This is a genomic window from Catenulispora subtropica (genome assembly GCF_039531675.1).
GTDB lineage: Bacteria > Actinomycetota > Actinomycetes > Streptomycetales > Catenulisporaceae > Catenulispora > Catenulispora subtropica.
Genome location: NZ_BAAAQM010000040.1, coordinates 73256 through 96324 on the forward strand (window position 1 = coordinate 73256; position 23069 = coordinate 96324).

Here is a 23069-nt window from a genome sequence, read left to right on the forward strand (position 1 = left end):
ACATCAGGAGCTGGGCGTCGCGCGGTCGAGGTGCTGACTGAGCCAGGCGTACATCTCCGGCAGCCAGCTCCGCCACACCGCGGTGTTGTGCGCCCCACGGGCGTGCTCGGACACCGAGACGATGTCCGGCGCGGCGGCTTGCAGCTGGAACGCGACCGGGAGCGAGTCGGGGTCCTGGTCGGACACGGCGGCCAGCAGACTGACCGGCTGGTCGGGTCCGGGATGGCGGTGGGTCAGCAGCCACAAGGTGGTGTTCTGGTCGACGAAGTCCTGTCCGGCACGGACCACCTGGCTGCTGTCGGGAGCGGAGTCGCCGGCCATCTGCACCGCGGAGCGGAAGTACTGCGGGTACTGGAGCAGCAGCTTGCCCGCGCAAAGACCGCCGTCGGAGAAGCCCATCAAGCCCCACCCGGTACGCTGCGTGGACACGCGGAAGTTCGCTTCGATCATGGTGCGGACGTCCTGAGCGATGTAAGTCGCCATCCGCGTTCCGCCGGGGATGTCGGAGCAGTTGACGTTCACGCCGTGCTGGTTGACGTTCACCGCGACGAGCACGAACGGCGTCGCCTGCTGCCTGGCGAGCGCGTTGCCGAGTTCGTCGCCGCCGCCGAGAACGCTGAACCAGGCACCGGCGGTCCCCGGGGTGCCGGGGAAGAGCATGACCACCGGGAAGCGAGTGTTCGCGTACGCGGGGTCGTTGTACTGGGGCGGCAGCCAGACGTAGACGTCGCCGCCGGTCCCGCCGACGCCGGAGAGCGGGCCGCGGAACGACGCGACGCGCGTGCCGTGGCCACCGGGCACGAAGCTCTGCTTGGGGCCGCTGGGCACCGGAAGCACCGACTGCTGGGAGCCGCCGGTCCGCGGGGCGTGCGCGCCCTGGCCCGAGCCGCCGAGGGGAAGCTGCCCCTGCGACGTGGTGCCACCGGGACCGCCCTTGTTCAGATCGGTGAGCGGCCGTGTGGCCTGGTGCAAGGCGACCGCGCCGCCGCCGTCCCGGCCGAGCAGGTCGTTCCAGGAGGCATACAGGCCGAAGTGGTTGTTGATCAGCAACCCCGCCAGCAACAGCACCGTGGCCTGGCACAGGCCGATCAGACCGAACCGCGCGGCGGCGCGCACCGGGCGCGGGCCGCGCAGCCGGTTCCACAGCACGTAGGTGCCCACCGGCGCGGCGACGGCTATGCACACGGCCAGGAGCAGCAGCGGCATACCGGTCAGGGTCATGGAGAGGGGCCTTTCGGGACGCTGTCCAGCGGCGGCATTGGTTCGCGCCACACGCCAGGATCTTCCCGCACTGTTCCATATAGGCCGCAAACAGGACAAGTCTTGTCGTCCGTGACCACTCACGCGTGGTGTACCGAACGCACCTTCACTCCCCGATGACGAGCCGGGCACCGAACGACTCGGCGTTGCGGACGTCCTGGCCGCGGCGGATGAAGATCTTGACGCGGCGGTTCGCGGCCAGCGGAGCCAGGTCGAGGCCGGGGGCGGTGTCGCGCAGGGTGAGGGTCTCCAGCGACGCGAGCTCGGCCAGCGGCGAGAGGTCGCGGATCTCCTCGCAGCCGTCGAGCGTGAGGAACCGGAGGCGGGGCAGGCCGGCGAGCGGGCCGAGCTCGCTGACGCCGGTACGGGAGGCGTAGACGGTCCGGAGGCCCTTCCGACCCGCCAACGGGGACAGGTCGGAGACGCTGAGGCACCCTGCGATCCCCAAGAACTCGAGGTCCAGTCCCGCAACGGGACCGAGGTCCCGCACATGCTGGTTCTCTTCCACGGCTAGGTTCCGGACGTTCGGGACCAGCCCGACGATCTCGCCCAGGTCGCAGTCCAACCCCGCACCCGAGATGCAGAACGCGGTCGTCGCCGCCCCCAGCGGCAGTACGCCGAGGTCCGTGAGACCCGGGCAGCCGATGAGCCTGATCTCGGTGAGCGAGGTCTGCGCTGAGATCGGAGCGAACGACCTCACCGCGTTCGCGGATCGCAGCGTCAGGCAGTTCAGCCGCGGCAGGGCGTCGAGGAAGTCGATCGCCTCGACTCCGGGGACGTCGATGTGAAGATCGTCCAGGAGCGGCAGGCGTAGCAGCGGGTCCAGGTCCGGAATACCGCCACTGGCGATGTTCAAGGAGGTCAGCGACGCCGCGAACCTCTCGACCGGGCTGATGTCGAGGACCGACGACCCGTTCCACGTCGACAGCCTTCGCAAGGGCTGCTCCATCACGTGCAAGAAGCCCAGATCCTCGACCTTGCAGAAGACGCCGAGGTGAGTCAGCCCTCGCAGATAGTGAAGATGCGGCAGCAGACGCGCGCTCTTCACCTCCAGGTCGGCACCGGCCAAGGCCGCCGCCGCCAGCACCTCGCGCGCATAGGTCTCGGCGTCGAAGTACTCCCATCCCGCGACCAGTTCCGTCCGCGGCGCCTCGCGGGGATCACGCGCGTACTTCGCGAGCAGTTCCAATGCCTGGGGACCGTTGATGAGACACGCCGCATGGACCACCGCGGCCGCCCTGGTCGGCGACAGCCCGTCCAGCGAGTCGGGCAGCCGGTCCAGCACCAGCGCCCCCAGCGAGGCCACCTGCCGCGCCGCGTTCACGTCGCGGGGCGGGATCAGGTCGTCGAGGCAGTCGTCGATCTCGGCGCGCAGCTCCTCCGACAGCGCCGTCGACGTCTCCAGGCACGCGCCCGCGAGCAGCTTGAGCTGCCGCGCGTACTTCGGCTCGGCCCGCATCCGGGCCAGGATCCCGGTCAGCAGGCGCTCGCGGACCCGGGTGTTCGCGTGGCCGACCGTCATCACGATCGTCTCGCGCCACTGGTCCAGGTGCGCCTTCGCGATCAGCGGCTCGATGTCGGCGTCGTCGGCGATCTGTTTCGCGGCCAGGTACTCCTGCACCGTCCGGTGCACGAAGTCGATCCGGCCGGCCATCGGCTCGCGGACGATCCCGCTGCGCTGGAGCAGGTGCTCCAGGACCGACTCCCCGGTCTCGCCGCCGCGGGCCATCGTCCTGAGACGGTCCTGGACACGGTTGACCGCGGTGTCCTTCGGGAGTTCGCTGCGCCCGGTCTCGGTGAGCCGCCAGGCCAGGTCCTGGAGGATCTGGATCCGCTCTTCGCGGTCCAGAGAGGACTCGACGTAGCTCGGCACGCTGCGCTCGTCGTCCCGGCGCTCCAGCAGCAGTTCCAGCGTCGCCGAATAGAGGTCCATGCGGTTGCGGGGCAGCCGGGTCCGGCGGTCCAGGTTCAGCGCGCACAGCATCGCCGCCAGCAGCGGGCTGGTCGCCAGGGCCCGAAGATGCGGCGCGGTCTCCAGCCGGGCCAGCAGCCCCGCCTCGTAGTCCGGCAGTTCCTCCGGCTTGCAGGGCAGGGAGCCGCCTTCCCGGACCGCGCTGTGCCAGTGCCGGATCAGGGACTTGACGTCGGCGGGGCTCATCCGTTCCAGGAAGACCGACCGGAACCCCTCGGCGTCGAGCCACTTCGCGTCCGCCGCCGCGGGCCGGGACGTCACCACGACGCGCAGGCCGGGATAGGACTGAAGCAGGCTGCTGAGCCACTCGCGGACCGCCCTGCGCTGGTTCGCCTTCAGTTCGTCGACGCCGTCCACCAGCAGCATCGCGCGGCCCGAGGCCAGGCGCCGGCCGATCCAGCCGCGCGGCATGATGCTCAGGTCGACACCGGTGGCGTTCTCCAGCAGCTCGTCGGGGCGGGGCAGCCGGACGTCCGAGTAGCTGCGGAGCCGGACCAGGAAGGGCGTGTAGCCCTTGACGTCGGACATCGCGCCGGAGAAGGTGCCCCGCGCGGCGGATATCGCCAGCCAGCGCAGCAGGGTCGTCTTCCCGGAGCCGGCCTCGCCGCGGACCAGGGTGAGCCGCGACTGGCCCAGCGCCTCCTCGACTCCGAGCGTGGCGCGAGCCGGCTCGGCCTCCGCGAGGTGCCAGCCGATGTTCCGCTCGTGATCGGCGCGGCCCTTCGCGGGCAGGCGCTCGTCGGCCGAGACCGACAGGCTGATGTAGCCGACGGTGAGCGACGTCCGCGGGCGGAAGTTCCGGATCGGCACCCCGAACAGTTCCAGCATGTCCATGCCGGTGCTGATGACTTCCAGATAGCGGCGGCCGAACTCCTCGTCCCCGGCTGTGCCCTCGGGGGCGTCGAGAGTCCGGACGGGGAGCCGGGAAAGGGCGGTCTCGACGCGCTCGGACATCTCGCTGAGCCGGGACAGGACCTCGGCCAACGTCCGCGGAGTGAACTGCGCCAGCTCCCGGACGATCCGGATCAGGCACTCGCAGCATTCCAGGAGTACGACCTCGTAGACCCGTGCGCCGCCCTCGCCGAGCTGGGCCACGGTGCCGCGGCCGGGGGACTGCGCGCGCACCGCCGCGGCGAGCTTCCGGGGGTCGGCGTCGGCCGCCAGCAGCACCGCATCCGACAGGTCCGCGGCCGCCAGCGCGTCCTTGACGTCCTCCACCGCCGCGGCCTTGTCGGACTCCGGAAGCCCGCGGTACTCCTGCCCGCTGAGGTCGATGACGCGTCGTGCGACCTGGTCCGCGATGTCGTCGAGCTGGCGTGACACCTTGCGCGCGTGCAGCTGGTCCGGGAAGCCGGACTGGATCAGCTCGACGAGGTCCTGACGGCGCACCGACTCGGCGGTGTGCGCGGCGAGCCAGGCCCGGCCGGCCCGGGTTCCGACGATCTTCCCCAGGGCCAGGGCCGAACTCGCCAACTCCACCACCGCGGCATCCCCCCGTCGTCCCGTCGTGCCAGCTATAACAGAGTACAGATTCCCTGGCACAGGCACGCCGAGACCGGAGGTACCGCGCGCTCAGGACATCGGTGCGGACCCCGATCGGTGGTTGCTGACATCAGTCTGGTTCGTCCTGCGGCTGGGACGCCTCTGGGCGTGGCGGCGGGGTTTCCAGGTCGCCGTCCCCGACCGAGCCACCGAAGCAGTCCGGGCAATCGATACAACCGCACATGTCGCACGGAGGGACGTTCTTCCAATAGTCGTCTGCCACGACTACATCCTCTCCCCAGGCCCGGGTGACACAGACCGGCGGTGCCCGCGTACCAGGCCACGCTCAGCTGCGCGCCGCGAGTTCGATGCCGAACCCGACCAGCACGGTGCCCGTCACCGCGTCCATCGCACGCTTGACCCGGCGCCGGGCGAACCAGGCGCGGGCATGGTGCGCGCCGAGAATCAGCGCTGTGAACCACAGCACGCTCTCAACGTCGTGCACGCCGGCCAGGGCCAGGCCCATCGCGAGGTGGGAGGCGTGGGCCGGCATGAACTGCGGGAGCATCGCGATGTAGAAGGCACCGACTTTCGGGTTGAGCAGGTTGGTGCCCGCCCCGCGCAGGAACGCGCGCAGCACGCCGGAATCCGGTGTGCGCTCGGCGATGGGGGCTTCTCCGCGGCGGGCGGCGCGCAGCATGCCGATCCCCATCCACAACAGGTAGGCCGCGCCGATGACGCGCAAGGCGGTGTAAGCGGCGTGCGAGGCGGTGAGCAGTATCGAGACGCCGGTCGCGGCGGCCACGCCCCAGATCAGTGCGCCGGTGCCGATGCCGAGCGCCGTGGCGAAGCCTTGGCGGCGGCCGAGGATCACCGCCGAGCGGAGGACCACCGCGGTGTCCAGACCAGGGCTGATCGTCATGAGGGCCGCGACGATCGAGAAGGATATGAGCGCATGGGTCGTGGCGCTGTCCATGGGGCCTCCTTGTTGCGGTGACAGGTGAACCGTAGCGGTTCACAGTCCTCGGGTCATGGTGCCGGCCGCCGGAATCACCGGAGGCGGCAGTGGCGCCGGGCCGAGCGTCGTCGTCCCCGGGCGTGCGACCCGGGTCAGGCCGTGCCGGTACACGTCGACGGCTTCACGAGTACGCCCTTGGCGATCCAGCAGGTCGCCGAGCAGACGTGATGTGTCGGCCAGGTCGCCGGTGACATCGGCTTCCTGCTGAAGCTCGATCGCGGCGCGGTAGTGCCGTTCGGCCGCGTCCAGGTCCCCGGCTCGTTCGCGGATCACGCCGAGCAGATGGTGCGCCGCGGCGGCGTGGACCGCTCCGCGGCCGGGGCCGAGGCCGGTCAGCAGCCGGTGGAGGACGTCCTCGGCTTCGGCGGTGTGCCCCAGCCGCCAGCGGACGTCAGCGAGCTCCACCTCGACCTGCACCGCGTAGAAGACCGCGCCGCCGGCGCGCAGCATCTCGGCGGCGGTGCGCAGCTCGATCTCGGCTTCGTCCAGGCGGTCGTGCTGGGCGTGCAGGTAGCCGCGCATCCAGTGGCACTGCGCCAGCTCGGCGCGGATCTCCCACTGCTGATACACCTCCTGCGCCTTGATCAGCGCAGCCTCGGCGTCCTGGAAGCGGCCGCCGGCCGCCAGGGTGCGGGCGACCGAGCGGTGCAGAGTGGCGATGGCCAACGGGTCCGGGACCTGGGGCGCCAAGTCGAGGGCCAGTGACGCCGCCTTCGTCGCGCGCTCCAGGGCGCCCAGCTCCAGGTAGGGGCCGATCACGGCCGCGTACAGCAGCATCAGCGAGGCCGGGTCCGGCAGACCGCCGGCGTTCAGTTCGTTGATCGTCGACTCCAGCAGGTAGCAGGAGTACCGGACGTCGCCTTCCAGGTAGTGGGCGGTCGCACGGCCGCGGATGGCCCGGACCCGGCGCGGCAGGGGCTGATCCGCGAGCAGTGCCTCGGCCTGCTCGAACTGCTCCCGGCCGGAGGCGAGCTCGCCGCGGCGCAGGAGGTACGAGCCCAGCGTGATCCGCAGCTCGGCGACCAGGTCGGACAGATCGTGACTGTCGGCTCGGCCGATCAGATCCGCGAGGAGCGAGTCGGCCTGCTCTCCGTCGCCGCCGTCCATCAGCTGTCGTGCCTCGGCGAGACCTTCGCGGATCTCAGCCCGCAGTCCCCCGGGGACACCGGCGGCGAGTTCCTCGTAGCCGACATCGAGACGGTCGGCGAAGTACCGCAGGGCAGCCTCGGACGGCCTGGCCTTGCCGGCCTCGACGGTGGAGACGTAAGCGGCCGTGTATCCGGGTTCTGCCAGGGCCTTCTGAGTCATGCCGCGCTGTGTGCGCAGGCGCTGCAGGCGTGCGCCGATGCTGTCCGGGGTCTCTTGACCGGCGACGGGAACGGCCATCGCGCCTTCCTGTTCGTCAGGCTTCGTATTGCTCACCGCACTCCTATCACGAATCCGTGCAGGGTCTTGCGCCTCGGACACTCCTGCCCTACGTTAACCAACGCTGTAAGTGAAGTTATCACTTCATTTAACTTCGAAGACGGCCTGTCCGCCGGCAGCGGGCCGCCCGCACCACCCCCGTTCTCTCCCTCATGGCGCCTCCACGCGCCGCTCCCCCACGGAGACACCCATGCCATCGAGAAAGTCCCGCAGCGGTCGCAGATCACGGATATCCGCGGCCGTGCTGTCAGTGGCCACGGTCGGCGCCCTCGCTCTGCCCGCGGGCAGTGCGCACGCTGACGTCTGCTGGTTCGGGGCCTGCTACAGCTACGTCACCGGTCGGCAGTACACCGCGGCCACCGGTGCCAGCGTGAGCATGTATCAGGCGGCGCCCGCCGGTGTGAGCTCCAGCGGCCACTCTCTGCAGGAACTCGCCCTCCAGAGCAGCAACGACACCACGACCGCCGACACCGTCGAGGTCGGCTGGACCGTCGACCCCGGTGTGAACGGGGACTATCGGCCCCACCTGTTCGTCTTCCACTGGGTCAACGGGCAGGGCACCTGCTACAACGGCTGCGGCTTCGTCCAGACGTCCTCGACCGTGCGGCCCGGGATGGCGCTCACTCCCGGAACGACAGCCAGGTTCACGCTGATGAACTACAACGGCAACTGGTGGGCGTACTACAACAACGTCGCCTTCGGATACTTCCCCGGGTCGTTGTGGGGAGGCGCGTTCAACACCGCGTACTCCATCTCGTCCTTCGGCGAGGTCGCGTCGAGCAACGACATCGGCTGCACGCAGATGGGCGACGGTGTGTACGGCAGCAGCTCCGGTTCCTCGTCGATCTCCGGATTCCAGCTCTACGGGACGTCGGCCGCGCCGTACTTCACGGTGACGGCGACCGACCCGAGCTACTACGACTACGGGTCGGTCACCCCCACCTCCTTCCACTTGGGCGGACCTGGTGCTTGCTAAGGTCCGGAGCACCATCGCAGCCGCGGCCCTGTCGGCCGGCTTGACCACGGCGCCGGGCGTGACAGCGTTCGCATTCGCTCCGGCACCACCACCGAGCCTTCCGCCGATCTCGGCGGCCACCGCCGCCGGCGGACCGATCTGCTGGTACGGCGCCTGCTATGACTACGTCGCCGGGCAGCAGCGCACCGACACGACGGGCGTCAGCGTCCTGATGAAGGTCGAGGCACCGGTGGTGAACCCGGCCGAGACCGGGGAACACAGCCTGCAGGAGATCGCGCTGCAGAACACCGCGCGGACCTCCACCGTGGAGATCGGCTGGACCGTCGACCCGGAGCTCAACGGCGACGCCCGCCCCCACCTGTTCGTCTACCACTGGGTCGACGGTCAGGAGAGCTGCTACAACGGCTGTGGCTTCGTCCAGGTCTCCTCGGTCGTCCGCCCAGGCATGGCGCTGCCGCCGAACATCGCCGCGACCTTCGCCATCCGCAACGTCGGCGGCGACTGGTGGGTGTTCTTCGCCGGCCTGCCGGTGGGCTACTTCCCCGGCTCGCTGTGGGACGGCACCTACAAGAGCGCCCAGCTGGTGTCCGTGTTCGGCGAGGTCGCGGAGAACACCGCGGACTCCCCCAGCTGCACGCAGATGGGCGACGGCCGCTTCGGCAGTTCCGGTGGCGCCTCGTGGATCCGTGATTACCGCATCGCCGGGACCAGCGACAAGCCGCAGCTCACTGTTACCGCCACCAGTCCCGACCGCTATGACTTCGGCGGCGTGACCCCGACGTCGTTCCGCTTGGGCGGTCCTGGGACCGGTCGCTGTGCGGGGGCCTCCGACGCTGTCGGCTGACGAGCAGATCCATACCCGTGAACCCACGATCGTCCGCGGCCCGGCCACCTGCTGGCCGGGCCGCGCCGAACCGGCACCCGGCGTCAGCGCGCGAGCGTCCGCGACGAGGCTCGGTCGGTGCGGCGTTCCCAGATCAGCGCGAACAGGGCCACCGCCAACAGCCCGCCCACGACGGCGGTGGCCTCGGGCACACCGCCTGATTCGGAGAACGGGTGGACGTTGACATTGATGTCCAGAGGGTCGTACGCATAGGCCTGAACGGCGATCAGGCCGAGGCCCGTAAGTCCGACGACGGCCACGGCCAGCGGCCAGACCGCGGAGCGGAACGCGAGGGTGGCGACCACGACGAACAGCACGACCGTCGGCATGACCGCCCGGGGCGTGTCCGGCGAGACCCACAGGCCCCAAGACAGTTCGCGGAACAGTTTCCAGCCCAGCCGCCGCGGGCTCTCGTCCAGCCAGATCCTGGTGTCCACCATGCCGACGGCGAGGACCCCGGCCGCGGCCATCGGCACCCCCACCGCGAACAAGGCCCGGCGGCCGGTGATCCGCCGGGTGGCGGGACCGCGGGCGACCAGCACGGCGCCCGTCGTCACAGCCGCCAACAACAGATGCTCGCTCGCCACCGCGGCCACACCGGTCACATCCGTGGCCGCGAAGCCGAACAGGGCGACGGCCAGGACCCGGGCGGCCGGCCACCACCCGGCGGCGAGCAGGATGTAGACGACCAGCCACAGTGCGGGCAGCTCCCGGTGCAGGGTCGCCAGGTAGCTGCTATGGATCTCGTAGGGGCCGAACCGCGAAGACGGAACGCCCTTCACGTGTTCGAACACTGCGACGCGGACGAACAGCGACTGATAGACGAGTTCGACGATCATCAGCTCGATCACGGCGCTCAGCGTCAACACCACCGAGCCGAGCAAGGCGATCGCGCGCGCTGTCTCACCGAATCGCGAAGCTCCCCGCTCCCCGCCGTCCGCCCCGGCCGCCCGGAACCGCGTCCGCGCCGACAACCCGGCCAGGCTCAGCACCTCCCGGGCCTCCGGCCACCGCCGCCGCTCCCCCGCGCCCTCCATCAACGCACCGAGAAGCTCCTCCGCGCGGGCTTCCCGGTAGTGCTTCGGCAGCATCCTCAGAAGCCTGCGGTAGCGCCGTTCCAAGGCCTCGTCCATGCCACGCCTCCCCGCGGAGCGCTGGAACGTCTGCTCCGTCCTGCTCCTGGATGAACTCACCGTCGATATATATCGTCTACCGATCTATTGGAGCAAGCATCGTCAGCCCCTTGCTTCCATAGCTTCGTGGTCGATATATATTGGCCACCGAGCTATGGGAGTGGATCACCATGCAGACACTGCTGGCGTACGCGTTCGACGAGTCGACAGCCGCCGACCGGGCCGCGGCGGGCCTGAAGCGCGTCGCAGAGCACTACGATCCGTTGTGGCCGGTTCCGGAACGCCGGTATGGGCGTGACGCCGCTCGTACCGGCCTGCACATCTTCGACGAGGCCGAATCGCCGTGGCGCTGGCCCTCCTGGGCTGAGCACGCTGACCTGTGCACCGCGACGCTGTACCTGCCGCTGGGCTATGAGCGCGTCGTCGGCGATCTGGAACCGGAGGACGCGGCGCTCCCTCTGGCCCGGGAGCTGGGGGCGCGACCGGCGGCGGTCCTGGAACTGACAGCGCCGTTCGTGGTCGCGACGCTGGATCCGATCGGCGGCGAGTTGTCGCTGCACACCGACGGCATCGGCGTGGGCCGGCTGTTCGAGCTGCGGTTCCCGGGCGGGTGGGTGTGGTCGAACCGGCCGGCCGCGGCCTGCCGGTTCGCCGACCTGTACGCCGAGCCGGATCGCGCGGGCTGGCGGACCTTCGCGGCCTCCGGCTGGTTCATGGGCAACAGCACGCCGATCGACAAGGTCACCGCGGTGCCCGGCGGCGCCGTGGTCCGCTACCGCCCCGATGCCGGCGGTCGGCAGCTGACGCGGCTGGACGCCGTCGCGGCCTGGGCCGAGGCGGGCCGGGGCGACGCGCTACGGGCGGACCGGGTCGAGGCGACCGCCGAGGCGCTGCGCGGGTTCGGGCGCTCGCTGAAGCGGATGCTGCCCGGCACCGTCAGCATCGGGTTGTCAGGGGGCCGCGACTCCCGGCTCGTCGCCGCCGCGATGCTCGCCGCCGACGTGGACCTCGTGCTGCGGACGAACGGCGCCGAGCGTGGAGAAGCCGACATCGCAGAGCGCTTGGTCTCCTTGCTGCCGGACCGCATGCGGCCCGAGCACGTGGTGAACCGGCCGAAGGCCGACGGGGACGGCCAGGTGCACGCGGTTCCGGAGGACACCGAACTGGTGCCCAACGTCCTGCGCTGGCATCGGGCGCAGGAAGGGCTGCGGCCGGCGACGTCGATGGCCACCGGCGCACCGACCGCGCTGACCCGCGCCGACTACATCGCGGTCAGCGGAGCCGCCGGCGAGATCGCCCGCGGCTACTACTATCCGCCGGATCACCAGCAGATCGCCGCCTTGCCCACGGCGCAGCGCCTGGATGCCTATGCCACCAAGCTCTCTCAGCGGATGCTGCGCCGACCCGGCATATCAGCGGCGGCGTTGCGGACTTCCGAGGAAGTCCTTCGCAACGATCTGCTCGCGGCCGCGTCCGCCGGGCTCGCCGACGCACGTATGCTCGACTACTTCTACGCCGACGAGCGTACTCGCAGGTGGGGCACGGTGCCGGAGCGGATCGGCACGGTCGTGCCGCTGCTCGTTCCGGAGTTCGTGCAGGCGGGTTTCGGTTTGACGCCGGCGCAGCGCCGGCAGGACGCGTTGCACAACAACCTCATCGCGCATCTCGTGCCGCAGTGGGCGGATCAGCCCTATTACAAGGCCCCGGTCGGCGCAGTGGAGGCCCCGCTGCGGCCGCGGCTGGGCCGCGCCCCGGACCGGGAACACGTCACCCGGATCCTGACCGCCCCCGGCGCTTGGACCGACGGCTACGACCAGCCGGTGGTTCTGGCGACCTGGCGCCGCTTGCTGGACGGCACCGGCGACCACAATGACGAGCAGCTCATCCAGCGAGCGCTGTGGGCAGCGGTGTTCGAGGACTACATCGCCGAACTCAACGGCACGACCAGGCCGGAACCGCAGGCGGCGCTGGAGCTGCCGCCGTCCGCCACGAAACAGGGTTTCCGGCCGGTGGTGAAAGCTCGGCGCGCGTCGTCGCGGTGGCTGCGGAAGGCGTCGATACGGGTGGCGCCAAAATAGAAGCCACCGGTGAGCTGCTCTGGCGACGTTGTTCGCGGTTGCCGTCGTTCAACTGGAATCGCCAGCCGACCGCAGCCCTCGCGTTCGTTTCACAGCCATCCGCGTCGCGCGGCTTGGACGCCGGCCTGAAAACGGGTCGTGGCGCCGAGCCTCTCCTGGAGCGCGGAGACGCGGCGGACGACGGTGCGCCTGCCCACCTCGAGGCGCCGGGCGATGGCCTCGTCGGTGGCGCCGCTGGCCATCAGGTTGAGGATCTGGCGATCCCGGTCGTCCAGGTGGGTGCCGGATCGGTTGACCGACGCCGGTACCCCGAATCGCCACAACGTCTCGAAGACGCCCGAGAGCGCCTGCAAAAGGCGGGAGGGACGGACCAGGAGGGCGACGAGATCGGGGAACTCCTCACCCGGCAGCGGCACGATGACGAAGTCGTCGTCGCGGATGAGGAGCTTGATGGGCAGGTCGGGCAGGGTCCGGGCCTTCTCCCCCGCTTCGATCTCGCGGACCATGACGGGGGCCGCGATCGGATCGTCGAAAGCTGATTCGTAGTAGAGGGTCCGGTAGGTCACGCCGGCGGCCATGCGCGCCATTTGCAACGCTTCCAGTTCGACGTTGTCTTCCGGCGATCCGTAATACGGCGGGACGTCGATGATGCGCACCTGCCGGCGGCTGGAGCGGTGCATGTGCTTGACCGCGGTGATGAAGCGCTGTCTGCCCTCGACGATTTCCAGCCAGTCGTGGCGGCCGGCCTCGCTGCGGGCGTCTCGGAAGAGCCGCTGGAGCTCCGCGCCGGTTCGCCGCAGAGCGGCGTCCCGCAGCTGGTTGCGGTGCATGAGCACCTCGACGACCGTCGTCGGCGACTGCGCCTCCCAGGAGCCGGTGGCGGGGTCGGCGGCCACGACCATGTCCTCGGCGGCCAGCTCCTCCAGCACCGCACGGACCACGGCCCGGCCACGGCCGGTTCGCCCAGCCAGCTCCTCGGGCCGCGCGCCCGGATTGCGCACGAGGTCCTGATACACGGCGCCATGATCCGAGCCGGGGTCCATGACATCGAACATCGGTGCAGCCTACCGCGCGGGCGCGTGTGCGCCGATGGCCCACATGCGCCGCGGCCATCCCTGGCACATATCAGGGCTCTGCGGTGTGATGATCTCCGCCCGAATCACCCGAGCCCCGAGGGGGACCCGTGAGACCGACGCTCTTCGCCCGAGGCCGGCGCCTCAAGGCGTTGCTCGTCCCGGCCATCTGCCTGGCGCTGATGCCCGCCACGACGCTCACCGCACGCGCCGACACCACGCCGCCGTCGCCGCCCGGATGGGCGCTGGCCCGGATCAGCCAGACCGCCCCTCTGGCGCCCGGCCAGACCTCGTTCAGCTACTCCCCCACCTCGCACGGCGCGGGCGTCAACGCCTACGTCATCGACGCGGGCATCGACTACAACGCCCCCGACCTCGGCGGCAGGGCCGGGCTCGCCTTCGACGTGGACGGCGGCGACGGGCAGACGTGTCCCGCGGGCACCACCGTGGACGAGCCCGCGCACGGCGACGAGGTCGCCGACATCCTCGGCGGCACTCAGTTCGGCGTCGCCGACCAGGTCAACCTGTGGTCGGTGAAGGCCTTCCACTGCAACCAGAACCCCACCGACAGCCTGGCCGTGAACAACGGGCTGATCCAGGCGATCAACTGGCTCGCCGCCAACCACAAGCCCAACGCCGTCGCGGTGATCGCCCGCAACGACAACGGGGCCGGCTATTTCTACAGTCCTCTCTACGACCCCTACAACACCATCGGGTTGACCAACGCGGTCAACAACCTCGCCGCCTCGGGGGTGTTCGTCGCCGTCTCGGCCGGCAACATCAGCGGCTCCGGCGCCCAGTGCGTCTTCACCGTCTGCGTCTACCCGCAGAAGTACGCGGTCGACAACGTGCCCGCCAACGCCGGCCAGGCGATGGTGGTGATGGCCAGCGACCGCAACGACCACGCGGCCCTGGACACCGCGAACAACCTCTGCGGGCCGGGGCAGTGGTCGACGGCCCTGGGAGGCGACATCTACGCGCCCGGCGTCGACGTCCCCAGCGCCTACGGCTGGGAATGCGGCACCTCTGACGCCACTCCGCTGGTGGCCGGCGTCGCCGCACTGTACAAGGCGACGTATGGCGACGCGCCCTCGGCGACGGTGAAGTCCTGGATCAGCAGTCACGCCACCCAGAACGCGATCACCAACAACCCGCCGGAAGTCAACGGCAACCCCCAGACCGCCAGCCCGAACCTGCTGCTCAACATCGGCGGGCTGTAGCGGTTCCATGACCCCGTTCTGCCCGGTGCGCGACGTCGCGCACCGGGCAGAAGCCCTATCACCGACACTGCCACCGCCACCGCCACCGCCACCGGCCGAACCTGCTCGCTGCCGAGCCCTGCCGAGCCCTGCCGAGCGCAGGGACCAGCCGACGCCACCGATCACCGCACCAAGAGCAGCGCGCTGCGTGAAGCCGATATCGTGCCGTGGCCGCGCCAAGCAGGCGGTGGCGAGAGACGGGGGCGGATCGTGGGTCATGAACGAGCTGGGGTTCTCGGCGAAGTCGCCGCGGCGGTGCCCGATCCGGCGGTCTCCGGTGTGCCGGTGCGAGTGGCCGTGGACGGGGTCGACGGCGCGGGCAAGACGGTGTTCGCCGACGAGCTCGCCGCGACGTTGCAGACCATGGGCCGCGAGGTCGTGCGCGTGTCGATCGACGGATTCCACGCGGTCGAGGCGCGCCGCCATGCCCGCGGGCGGCTGTCGCCCGAGGGGTTCTGGCTGGATTCCTACGACTACGCCGCCTTCGAACGCCACGTGCTGGCACCGTTCGCACCGGGCGGGAGCCGCATCTACCGGAGCGCCGTGCACGACGTGGACACCGACGCCGTCCTGGACACGGCAGAGCAGACCGCTCCCGACGAGTGCGTCTTGGTGGTGGACGGCATCTTCCTGCACCGCGACGAGTTGCGGGCGATGTGGGACTTCTCGTTGTTCCTCGACGTGGACTTCGCCACGGCGCTTGCGCGCATGGTCCATCGGGACGGGGCGTCGCCGGATGGGCAGGATCCCCGCAACCGGCGTTACAGCGAGGGCCAGCAGCTCTACCTGGCTGCGTGCCATCCGGCGGACCGGGCCTCGATGGTCATCGACAACAACGACTTCAGCCAGCCGGTCATCAGGCGCCGTCTCTGAGTCAGGCGCTCGGAACTCGACGGGCGCCACGAGGTGTCAGGTATCGCCTTCGTCTGGCGGAGGTCACCATGCCCTGGTCGACCCGACCAGGGCGTCACCCACTGCCGTGCGCTGATAAAGCACGATCCGGCCGGCTCGGGCCCGGTGGACCAGCCCGGCCCTGCGCAGTACTGCCAGATGGTCGCCGACCGCGCCCGGAGCCGCATGAAGGGTGTGGGCGAGCTGGGTGGTAGAGGCCGGTGTCTCGAGGGCCGCCAGGATCCGGGCCCGGGTTCGGCCCACCAGGTGCTCCAACGCCGCCGGCGCGACCGTGTCGCCGTGTTCCCATAGGGCTGCGACCCCACGCGCCGGATAGATCAGGGTCTTGGGCCAGGCCGCGGACGTATGGGCGGCGGTTCCAGGCCAGACGAAGACTGAGGGGATCAACAGCAGCCCGCTGCCGTCGAGCTGGATCACCTGCTCTGTCGCGCTGTTGCTCGACCACTCGATCCCGCCGTCGCGCCACCGCACGCCGGTGTGCAGGTCGGCCATCGCGGCCGACCATCCGGCACGGCCCAGGGTCCCCGCGCGGTGGATCACGTCTCGCTCGTAGATCGCGCGCAGCTGAGGCCACTCGGGAGCAAGAAGGGCATGCCAGGCCTGAGTGCGACGGCCAGGCGGGCCACGACGTCGGGGGCGTCCAGGACGGCCTGCGTGCGAGCGTCGACGGCGAGAGTCGGGCGTGCTGCCAGGCACTCGGCGATTTCGGCACGGGCGCGTTCCAAGGTGGTCGAGCGGATCGCGGCGAGGTCGTCCTCCCAGGTCTGGAGCATTCCCACGGGTGGCACGGCCACGAAACCGGCTCCCTGGTGATCGGCCTGCAACGCCAGCACCGCGTCCAGGTCGGTCTGCCGGCGCAGCTCGTCGAAGGCCGGCAGCAACCGGGCCGACCAGGCCGACAGCAGCCGCCCACCGCCCCGGCTCATCAGGCGCAGAAGGCCGTCGAGCTCGAAGGCGGGCGAGACCGCGAACCGGCTGTGCAGCAGGTCCTCCGCACCCACTTCGAAACGGGCCACGCCGACCAGGCTACCCCTCGACCACGGAGTCTTCGTCCTGGGACGAATCTCTGGTTCACGAGCCCGAGCGCACGCGACCTTGGACACGTGGAAAACCTCACGCTCCTCGACTCACCGCGGCCGCGCACCACCTACCGCCAGGTGTTGGCCGAGCCGCTGTTCCGCTTGATCTTCGTCGTCCGGACGATGGGCATCGTCGGCGAAACGCTGCGTATCACGTCCCTGTCGGTACTGATCTACACCTCGACCGGTTCGCCGCTGCTCAGCGCGCTGGCTTTCGGTGCCGGCTTCCTGCCGCAGCTGCCCGGCTCGATGCTGCTAGGCGCGTCGTCCGACCGCCTGCGGCCACGGCGATTGATCGCCGCGGGCTACTCGCTGCAGTGCGCGGCAGCGGCCGTGCTCGGGCTCCTGCCGATGCCCACGCTCGCGGCGCTCACCATACTGGCGGGGGTGTCCGTGCTGACCCCGGTCTTCAACGGTGCGACGAACCGGCTGGTCGCCGACGCCCTGACCGGTGACGCCTACGTCCTGGGCCGTTCACTGTCGAACATCGCCTCCGCGGCGGCGCAGCTGCTCGGCCTGGCCCTCGGCGGAGCCACCGTGGCAGCTCTGGGCGCCCATCCAGCCCTGCTGCTGGCCGGGGCGCTGAACGCCGGCTGCGCACTGGCCGTGCGCTGGCGCCTTCCGAACCTGCCGGCACCGCGCGCCACACCGGGCAAGGTGTTCAGAGCCAGCTGGTCGGGCTCCGGCCGACTGTTGCGCGACCAGAAGGTACGGCGACTACTCCTGGCCCAGTGGCTGCCCTCCGCGTTCCTCGCCGGCGCCGAAAGCCTGGTGGTGGCCTACGCCGGCCAACGCCGGTTCGACACCGGCCTCGACGGACCACTCCTGGCCGGCGCACCCCTGGGCATGTTGATCGGCGACCTGGCCGTCGGAAGGCTACTGACACCCCCGGCCCGCGAAACGCTGGTGGTCCCACTGGCCGCCTGGATGGGAATACCGCTGCCGCTGCTCGCCGCCGACCCGCCACCGTCGCTGTGCTTCCTGTTCCTCCTAGCCTCCGGAACCGGCTGCGCATACGCCCTGGGCCTGCAACGCCGCTTCCTCGACGCGGTACCGCCAGAGAACCAAGGACTCGCCTTCGGCCTGCTCAGCTCCGGCATGATGACCCTCCAAGGCACGAGCCCGGTGCTCCTCGGCGCCATCGCCAGCCGCGCCGGCACGGGACCGGCCATGGCGATCGCCGGCGGCGCCATGGTGATCACGGCGGGCTGGATGGCGACTTGGCGACTCCGCCGCCGAGCCGTGATCCCGGACCTCAGGCGGTCATGACGCTCCGCCCTGCCGACATCAGCCGTTCTCCAGATCGCGGCACGAGGCGACGCGAGGCCGCCGAGCAGCTGTGTCACCGCCGCTCCACCGCACCCCGCGCCGCCTCGGCGCTCGCTCTCAACCTCCAGCGACGGTCTTACAACCCAAGCGCGGCCAGCACTTCGTTGCCGGCGCGCTGCCCCTCGTCGGCGCCGCCATTCATATAGCCCTGGAAGTCCGTCGAGGTGTGCTCTCCGGCGAAGTGCAGGTTGCCCTGCGGGATCCGCTCATAGCCGGCGAACCGGTGGACGTAGTTCACCGGCCACATCGAATACGCCCCGTAGGAGTACGGGTTCAGGTGCCACGCCGACAGCTTCGCCTTGCCGTTCCACAACGCGGTCGTGCCGGGGAACAGCATTTCGATCTGGCCCAGATAGGTGCCGACCAGGCTGCGCGTGTAGGACGCTGTCGCGTCCGTGAACGCCGACGGCGGTTTCAGGGCGCGGGCCAGGCTTCCGCCGCCGTACTGGATCAGGATCCCGTCGGAGCCGGCCTGTCCGCGGGTCACGTCCCACACCTGCTGGAACGGCTGGTCGGAGAAGCCCTCACCGTTCGACGTGCCCGGCCAGGGTCCGGTGCCGGCCCAGGGCCGCCCGGTGAACTGCATGTTCAGCTTGGTGCAGTAGCCCATCTGCATGTTCGCCAGGACGCCCTGCATCATCGGGTCCAGGTTCGCCTTCGAGAAGTCGATGTGCTGCTGCAGGATCGGCAGCGGCACGGTCAGCACGGTGTGGTCGGCGACGACCGTCGTGGTGCCGCCGCCGTCGATCGCGAAGGTGAGGGTCTGCGTCCCGTCCGCGTTGCGGGCGACGGCGAGCAGGGTCATCCCGCGATGCACGGTTCCGGCGGGCAGGGCGGCCTCGATGAGGTGCGGCAGTTGGTCGTTTCCGCCGGTGATGTGGTAGCGCTCGTCGGACAGGCCCCAGATGTTGAAGTGCGCGGGCTTGGTCTGGTACGCGAGCAGCGACAGCAGGGCCCACGCCGACTGGTCCGCGCAGTCGGCGCCGTATTCGACGTTGTAGGCGACGTCGAGGAAGGCGCCCAGCTTCGAGCCTTCGCCGCCCGGGACCCGGGTGTTGATCCAGTCCACGATCGACATTCCGTCCAAGGCTGTGGCGCCGGGATTGGTGTTGTCGTAGGTCGGGATCGTGTTCTTGGCCCAGTTCATGTCGGACTGGATGTTCTTGTACACGGGCTGGAAGTCGTCGTCGGCTTGTGCGCGGTCGTAGTAGCCGCCCTGGAACCACAGGATCTGGTCGGCCTGGGACCCGTAGACGTGCCGGACCGGCGTCAGCCCCAATCCGAACCGCTGGCACAGGTCCAGCAGGGTGTGGTGCCCCGTGTCGACGAGTTCGCCGCCGTACTCCGAGACCTGGCCCTGGTCCCAGAAACCGGGGTTGGCCGGACTGCCCTGGGAGTACATGCGGCCACCGATCCGGCTCGGGTTCGCCTCGTAGATCGTCGAGGCGACGCCCTTGTCCGCCAGGGTCAGCGCCGCGGTCAGGCCGGAGATCCCGGCGCCGATGATCGCCACCCGAGCCGGCGGAGGAGTCCGGGTGACCAGGTCGGCCGGGGTGGCCGTGTCGGCGTGGGCCGGGCGTGCCTCGGCCGTCCCGGCGCCGAGCGCCGCGGCTCCGAGTCCGAGGGCTGCGGCCCGCCCGAGCAGGGCCCGGCGCGACGGCCCCTCCGGTTCGGCACGGGCCTCGTCGCGCAGGCCGCGGTACTCCTCCACGGGCAGTCCGAGCCGGTCCGCCGTCGCGTGGTCGGCTGCCAGGGAACGCAGGAACTGGATGTGCTGGGTCCTCACGACTCCTCCACTCGCTCGTGTGCGTCTTCCATGACGATCCGCCCGAGGATCTCGTACTTGCCCGGATTGTTCGCCCGGGTGTAGAGCGCGTACGCGATGCCGCCCACGAAGACCCCGCCGACGATCCACGGTGTCAGGGTCAGCAGCAGTGCCGACGACCCGCCCGAGGCCGTCTTCAGGTTCGTGACGAGCAGATAGACCGCGCCGACCATGCCGAGCCCGCCCAGCCCCGGTGCGACGAGGGTCCGGAACCAGTGCCGGGTCTCAGGGTGCTGCGACCGGAAGTAGGCCACCACCGAGAAGGAGCACAGGGCCTGCACGACGAGCAACGCCATCGTCCCCAGGATCGCGGTGAGCGTGTACAGGTCGAGGTACGGGTCCTTTCCCGCGGCCCAGAACGCGCCGACGATCGCGACGGTGATCCCGGTCTGCACGAACGACGCCAGGTACGGCGAGCCGTGGCGCGCGTGCGTCCGGCCCAGGTGCCGGTGGATGAACCCCTCGCGGCCGATCGCGTACAGATACCGCGAGGCGCACTGGTGGAACGCCATGCCGCAGGCGAACGCGCTGCTGCACATCAACCATTCGAACAGCGTCACGGCCCAGTGGCCCAGGTATGTCTGCGAAGCCCCGTAGAACAGGTCGAGGGGGTTGCCGGTGCTGCCGCCGGACACCGCGACCGAGGTGGCCAGGCCGTTACCGGACAACGTGGTCCAGGCCACCAGCGTGTACAGGGCACCGAGGCCGACCACCGCGAGGATCGTCGCGCGCGGGATGATGCGCTTGGGCTCGCGGGACTCCTCGCCGTACATCGCCGTGGACTCGAAGCCGATCCAGGACCAGAAGCAGAAGAACAGCCCGATGCCGGCCGACGGTCCCGCGAAGGCCTTCAGCGGGTTCAGGGTGTGCAGCGCCAGGCCGTCGGCCTCGCCCCCGCCGTGAAAGAGCACTGACAGGCTCAGCAGCAGGAGCATCACGACCTCGCCGACCAGCGCCACCGACAGCACGCGCGAGGCGATGTGCAGGTCGAAGTAGGCCAGCACCGCGATGACCGCGACCATCGTGAACGCCAGCACCTGCCACGGCACCTTGTGGTGGAACTGGTTCTGGACCGCCGACTGGGCGAAGAACGCGAAGATGCCGACGATCGAGGCCTCGAACACCACGTAGGCGAGGACGGCGAGCAGTCCCGACGCCATGCCGAGGACCCGGCCGAGGCCGTGCGAGATGTAGCCGTAGAAGGCGCCGGCCGCCGTGATGTGCCGGGCCATCGCGACGTAGCCGACGGTGAACAACAGCAGCACGCCGGTGACGAACAGGAACGCGCCCGGCGCGTGCGTGCCGCTGCCGGAGCCGATGATGATGGGCAGGTTGCCGGTCATCGCGGTGATCGGGGCCGCGGTGGCCAGCGCCATGAACATGACGCCGGTCAGGCCGACCGAGCCGGCTTTGAGCCGCTCCACCTTCGGCGGCGCGCCGGCGTCCGGCGACGGGTCTATCAGGGAACTGGCAGACATGGTGACTCCTCGGACGGGAACAAGATGCTGCGCGGTGCGGAGCAGCCCGCGGGTGGCACGCGGGCGCCGGAAACGCCTGGTCCGGCAGGGGAAGCAGGGTACGCAACCCGTTGTCGAGGAAGCCTGCTGCCGTCAGGGCGGCAGGGCAACGCACAACCTGTCACCGATTCGGGAGCGGATCATGACAGAGTGCGTGAATACCAGCGCGGAGAAGAGCGCTGCGCTTTTTCGCCGGCCCGGCCCCCCGCCGACCGGCTCGGCGTCCGCAGCCGCCGGCAGCTCACCGCCACCCTCCTCGGCCACGGCGGGTCATGACACGCTCGGACCTCAGGCCTTGATGCCGACGCCGCCGTACAGCCAGATCTGCTCCGAGCCCTCGGGAACGACGCCGTTCTCCGGACGCCACCAAGGAATCTGGACGAGTCCCGGGTCGACGAGGTCGAGCCCGTCGAAGAACTCCGCGATCCGGGCGAAGTCGCGCAAGACGAACGGGGCGGTCGCGCGGTCGTACTCCCTGACCGCGTTCTTCGAGCGTTCGAGGTCGAAGTCGCCGGTGCCGTGCGTCAGGACCAGCCGGCTGCCCGCCGGGACGCCGTCCATGACGGTGCGCACCACGCCGACCGGATCCTCGCTGTCGCGGATGAAGTGCAGGACCGCGACGAGCAGGACGGCGATCGGGCGGTCGAAGTCGAGGACCGAGCGCACCGCGGTGTCGTTCAGGATCGCCCTCGGATCCCGGAGGTCGGCCTGCACCACGGCGGTGGCCGCCGGGTCCGCGTCGGCGAGCAGCGCGCGGGAGTGCGCCGACACGATCGGATCGTTGTCCACGTAGGCGATGCGGGCGCCGGGCTGAACGGCACGAGCGACCTCGCCGGTGTTCCCCGGCCCGGGGATGCCGGTGCCGAGGTCCAGGAACTGGGTGAAACCCTCTTCGGCCAGATGGCGGACGGCGCGCCCGAGGAAGGCGCGGTTGGCGCGGGCCATCGCCCGGCTGGTCGGCAGGATCCTGAGATTCGCTTCGGCCGCCTCCCGGTCGGCCGGGAAGTTGTTCTTGCCACCGAGGAAGTAGTCGTACATCCGCGCCGGGTGGGCGACGGTGGTGTCCACGCCCGGCAGAGCGTTCGCCGGGACGATCGGGCCCCGCCCCCACGGGGTGTCCTCGGGCACGTCCGACCTCCTCGGCCTCGACGATCACGAACCAGACGCAGGATAGCCGATCGGGGCTACGCAATGATTTCGAGCCCTGATACGTGGGGAGGACCGGCCCTCGCCGAGGGCCGGTCCCGATGGTGCTGTCAGCTCATGGAGCGGTCAGGAGGTCGCGACGTCGTCGTACTTCGTGTAGGTGGCGTCGCCGGTGTAGTTGTCGTCGCGGTTGGTCAGGGTCAGGGTGTAGCTGTGGCCCGCCGTGATCGAAGCCGTCACCTGCTTCCAGCCCGAGGAGGACACGCAGGTCTTCGCGAGGACTGTGCTGGTGGTGCCGGAGGTGTTGTCCTTCAGGGTGGCCGTGGCCCAGTCGTAGGTGACGGTGTCCGGGCAGGTCACGTTGTACCAGAAGGTCAGCTTGCTGTTGCCGGAGGCGGCGGTGAACGTCTGCGCGATCGACGAGGTGTTGCTCGGGCTGGTGTTGCCGAGCTGTGCCGCGTCCGCGCCGCTGTGCGGTCCGGAGGTGGTCACCGAGGTGACCCCGGACGCGGTCCAGCCGGACAGGCTGCCGGTCTCGAAGCCGCCGTTGGTGATGGCGTTGCCGCCACCGCCGACCGGGTTGACCGTCCAGCTGAAGGTGGTGCTGCCGGAGGCGGTGCCGGAGGACGCCGTGACGGTGACGCTGGAGGTGCCGGCCGTGCTCGGCGTGCCGGTGATGGCGCCGGAGCTGCTGATCGACAG

17 protein-coding genes and 1 pseudogene are annotated in these 23069 nt (G+C 70.2%); 6 read left to right on the forward strand and 12 right to left on the reverse strand.

The features are described 5' to 3' along the window. Window positions 1-3: 3 nt before the first annotated feature. The 4 genes from ABD466_RS29315 to ABD466_RS29330 all read right to left on the reverse strand — a co-directional run bounded on the left by ABD466_RS29315 (window position 4) and on the right by ABD466_RS29330 (window position 7118). Window positions 4-1221 (reverse strand): alpha/beta hydrolase, encoded by a 1218-nt coding sequence (locus tag ABD466_RS29315; RefSeq protein WP_344660431.1) that lies wholly within the window; start codon window positions 1219-1221, stop codon window positions 4-6. Between the two features lie 145 nt (window positions 1222-1366). Further along, the gene (locus ABD466_RS29320; protein WP_344660432.1) at window positions 1367-4714 is read right to left on the reverse strand and encodes an NACHT domain-containing protein; all 3348 of its coding nucleotides are present in this window, start codon (window positions 4712-4714) and stop codon (window positions 1367-1369) included. Between the two features lie 346 nt (window positions 4715-5060). Further along, the gene (locus ABD466_RS29325) at window positions 5061-5690 is read right to left on the reverse strand and encodes a LysE family translocator (RefSeq protein WP_344660433.1); all 630 of its coding nucleotides are present in this window, start codon (window positions 5688-5690) and stop codon (window positions 5061-5063) included. Window positions 5691-5729: 39 nt separating this feature from the next. After that, a complete protein-coding gene (locus ABD466_RS29330; RefSeq protein WP_344660434.1) occupies window positions 5730-7118 on the reverse strand; it encodes a tetratricopeptide repeat protein in 1389 nt (462 codons plus the stop codon). 280 nt (window positions 7119-7398) lie between these two features. Here ABD466_RS29330 and ABD466_RS29335 point away from each other — a divergent pair, with 280 nt between their 5' ends. Both ABD466_RS29335 and ABD466_RS29340 read left to right on the forward strand, forming a co-directional pair. Beyond that, entirely contained in the window at window positions 7399-8133 is a 735-nt protein-coding gene (locus ABD466_RS29335; protein ID WP_344660435.1) for a neprosin family prolyl endopeptidase, read from the forward strand. A gap of 58 nt (window positions 8134-8191) precedes the next feature. After that, complete coding sequence (locus ABD466_RS29340) at window positions 8192-8977, forward strand: neprosin family prolyl endopeptidase (RefSeq protein ID WP_344660436.1); 786 nt, start codon at window positions 8192-8194, stop codon at window positions 8975-8977. An 83-nt stretch (window positions 8978-9060) separates the two neighbouring features. Here ABD466_RS29340 and ABD466_RS29345 read toward each other — a convergent pair whose 3' ends face one another. Continuing rightward, window positions 9061-10149 carry a hypothetical protein gene (locus tag ABD466_RS29345; protein WP_344660437.1) on the reverse strand — a complete coding sequence of 363 codons (1089 nt, stop codon included), beginning with the start codon at window positions 10147-10149 and terminating at the stop codon, window positions 9061-9063. A gap of 170 nt (window positions 10150-10319) precedes the next feature. Here ABD466_RS29345 and ABD466_RS29350 point away from each other — a divergent pair, with 170 nt between their 5' ends. Further along, window positions 10320-12227 carry a hypothetical protein gene (locus tag ABD466_RS29350; RefSeq protein WP_344660438.1) on the forward strand — a complete coding sequence of 636 codons (1908 nt, stop codon included), beginning with the start codon at window positions 10320-10322 and terminating at the stop codon, window positions 12225-12227. An 89-nt stretch (window positions 12228-12316) separates the two neighbouring features. On the opposite strand, the gene ABD466_RS29355 is transcribed toward ABD466_RS29350, so the two are convergent. Further along, on the reverse strand, window positions 12317-13282 hold the full coding sequence (locus tag ABD466_RS29355; protein WP_344660439.1) for a LuxR C-terminal-related transcriptional regulator: 966 nt from the start codon (window positions 13280-13282) through the stop codon (window positions 12317-12319). Between the two features lie 128 nt (window positions 13283-13410). Here ABD466_RS29355 and ABD466_RS29360 point away from each other — a divergent pair, with 128 nt between their 5' ends. Continuing rightward, window positions 13411-14520, forward strand: coding sequence for a S8 family serine peptidase (locus ABD466_RS29360; protein WP_344660440.1), 1110 nt, complete (start codon window positions 13411-13413; stop codon window positions 14518-14520). 249 nt (window positions 14521-14769) lie between these two features. Next, the gene (locus ABD466_RS29365; RefSeq protein ID WP_344660441.1) at window positions 14770-15432 is read left to right on the forward strand and encodes a nucleoside/nucleotide kinase family protein; all 663 of its coding nucleotides are present in this window, start codon (window positions 14770-14772) and stop codon (window positions 15430-15432) included. Window positions 15433-15495: 63 nt separating this feature from the next. Here the strand turns inward: ABD466_RS29365 and ABD466_RS29370 are convergent, their stop codons facing one another. Next, window positions 15496-16011 (reverse strand): winged helix-turn-helix domain-containing protein, encoded by a 516-nt coding sequence (locus tag ABD466_RS29370; RefSeq protein ID WP_344660442.1) that lies wholly within the window; start codon window positions 16009-16011, stop codon window positions 15496-15498. Beyond that, entirely contained in the window at window positions 16008-16487 is a 480-nt protein-coding gene (locus tag ABD466_RS29375) for a hypothetical protein (protein WP_344660443.1), read from the reverse strand. The genes ABD466_RS29370 and ABD466_RS29375 overlap by 4 nt, the downstream gene beginning before the upstream one ends. 87 nt (window positions 16488-16574) lie before the next feature. Between ABD466_RS29375 and ABD466_RS29380 the strand changes: the two genes are divergently transcribed. Further along, complete coding sequence (locus ABD466_RS29380) at window positions 16575-17819, forward strand: MFS transporter (RefSeq protein WP_344660444.1); 1245 nt, start codon at window positions 16575-16577, stop codon at window positions 17817-17819. A gap of 136 nt (window positions 17820-17955) precedes the next feature. On the opposite strand, the gene ABD466_RS29385 is transcribed toward ABD466_RS29380, so the two are convergent. From ABD466_RS29385 to ABD466_RS29400, 4 genes and pseudogenes are all read right to left on the reverse strand, one after another. Then, window positions 17956-19665 (reverse strand): flavin monoamine oxidase family protein, encoded by a 1710-nt coding sequence (locus tag ABD466_RS29385; protein WP_344660445.1) that lies wholly within the window; start codon window positions 19663-19665, stop codon window positions 17956-17958. Further along, complete coding sequence (locus ABD466_RS29390; protein ID WP_344660446.1) at window positions 19662-21182, reverse strand: APC family permease; 1521 nt, start codon at window positions 21180-21182, stop codon at window positions 19662-19664. Before ABD466_RS29390 ends, ABD466_RS29385 begins: the two co-directional genes overlap by 4 nt. Before the next feature lie 327 nt (window positions 21183-21509). Continuing rightward, complete coding sequence (locus ABD466_RS29395; RefSeq protein ID WP_344660447.1) at window positions 21510-22349, reverse strand: SAM-dependent methyltransferase; 840 nt, start codon at window positions 22347-22349, stop codon at window positions 21510-21512. A 144-nt stretch (window positions 22350-22493) separates the two neighbouring features. Beyond that, window positions 22494-23069 (reverse strand): annotated as a pseudogene (locus ABD466_RS29400) (hypothetical protein); the annotation flags it as partial.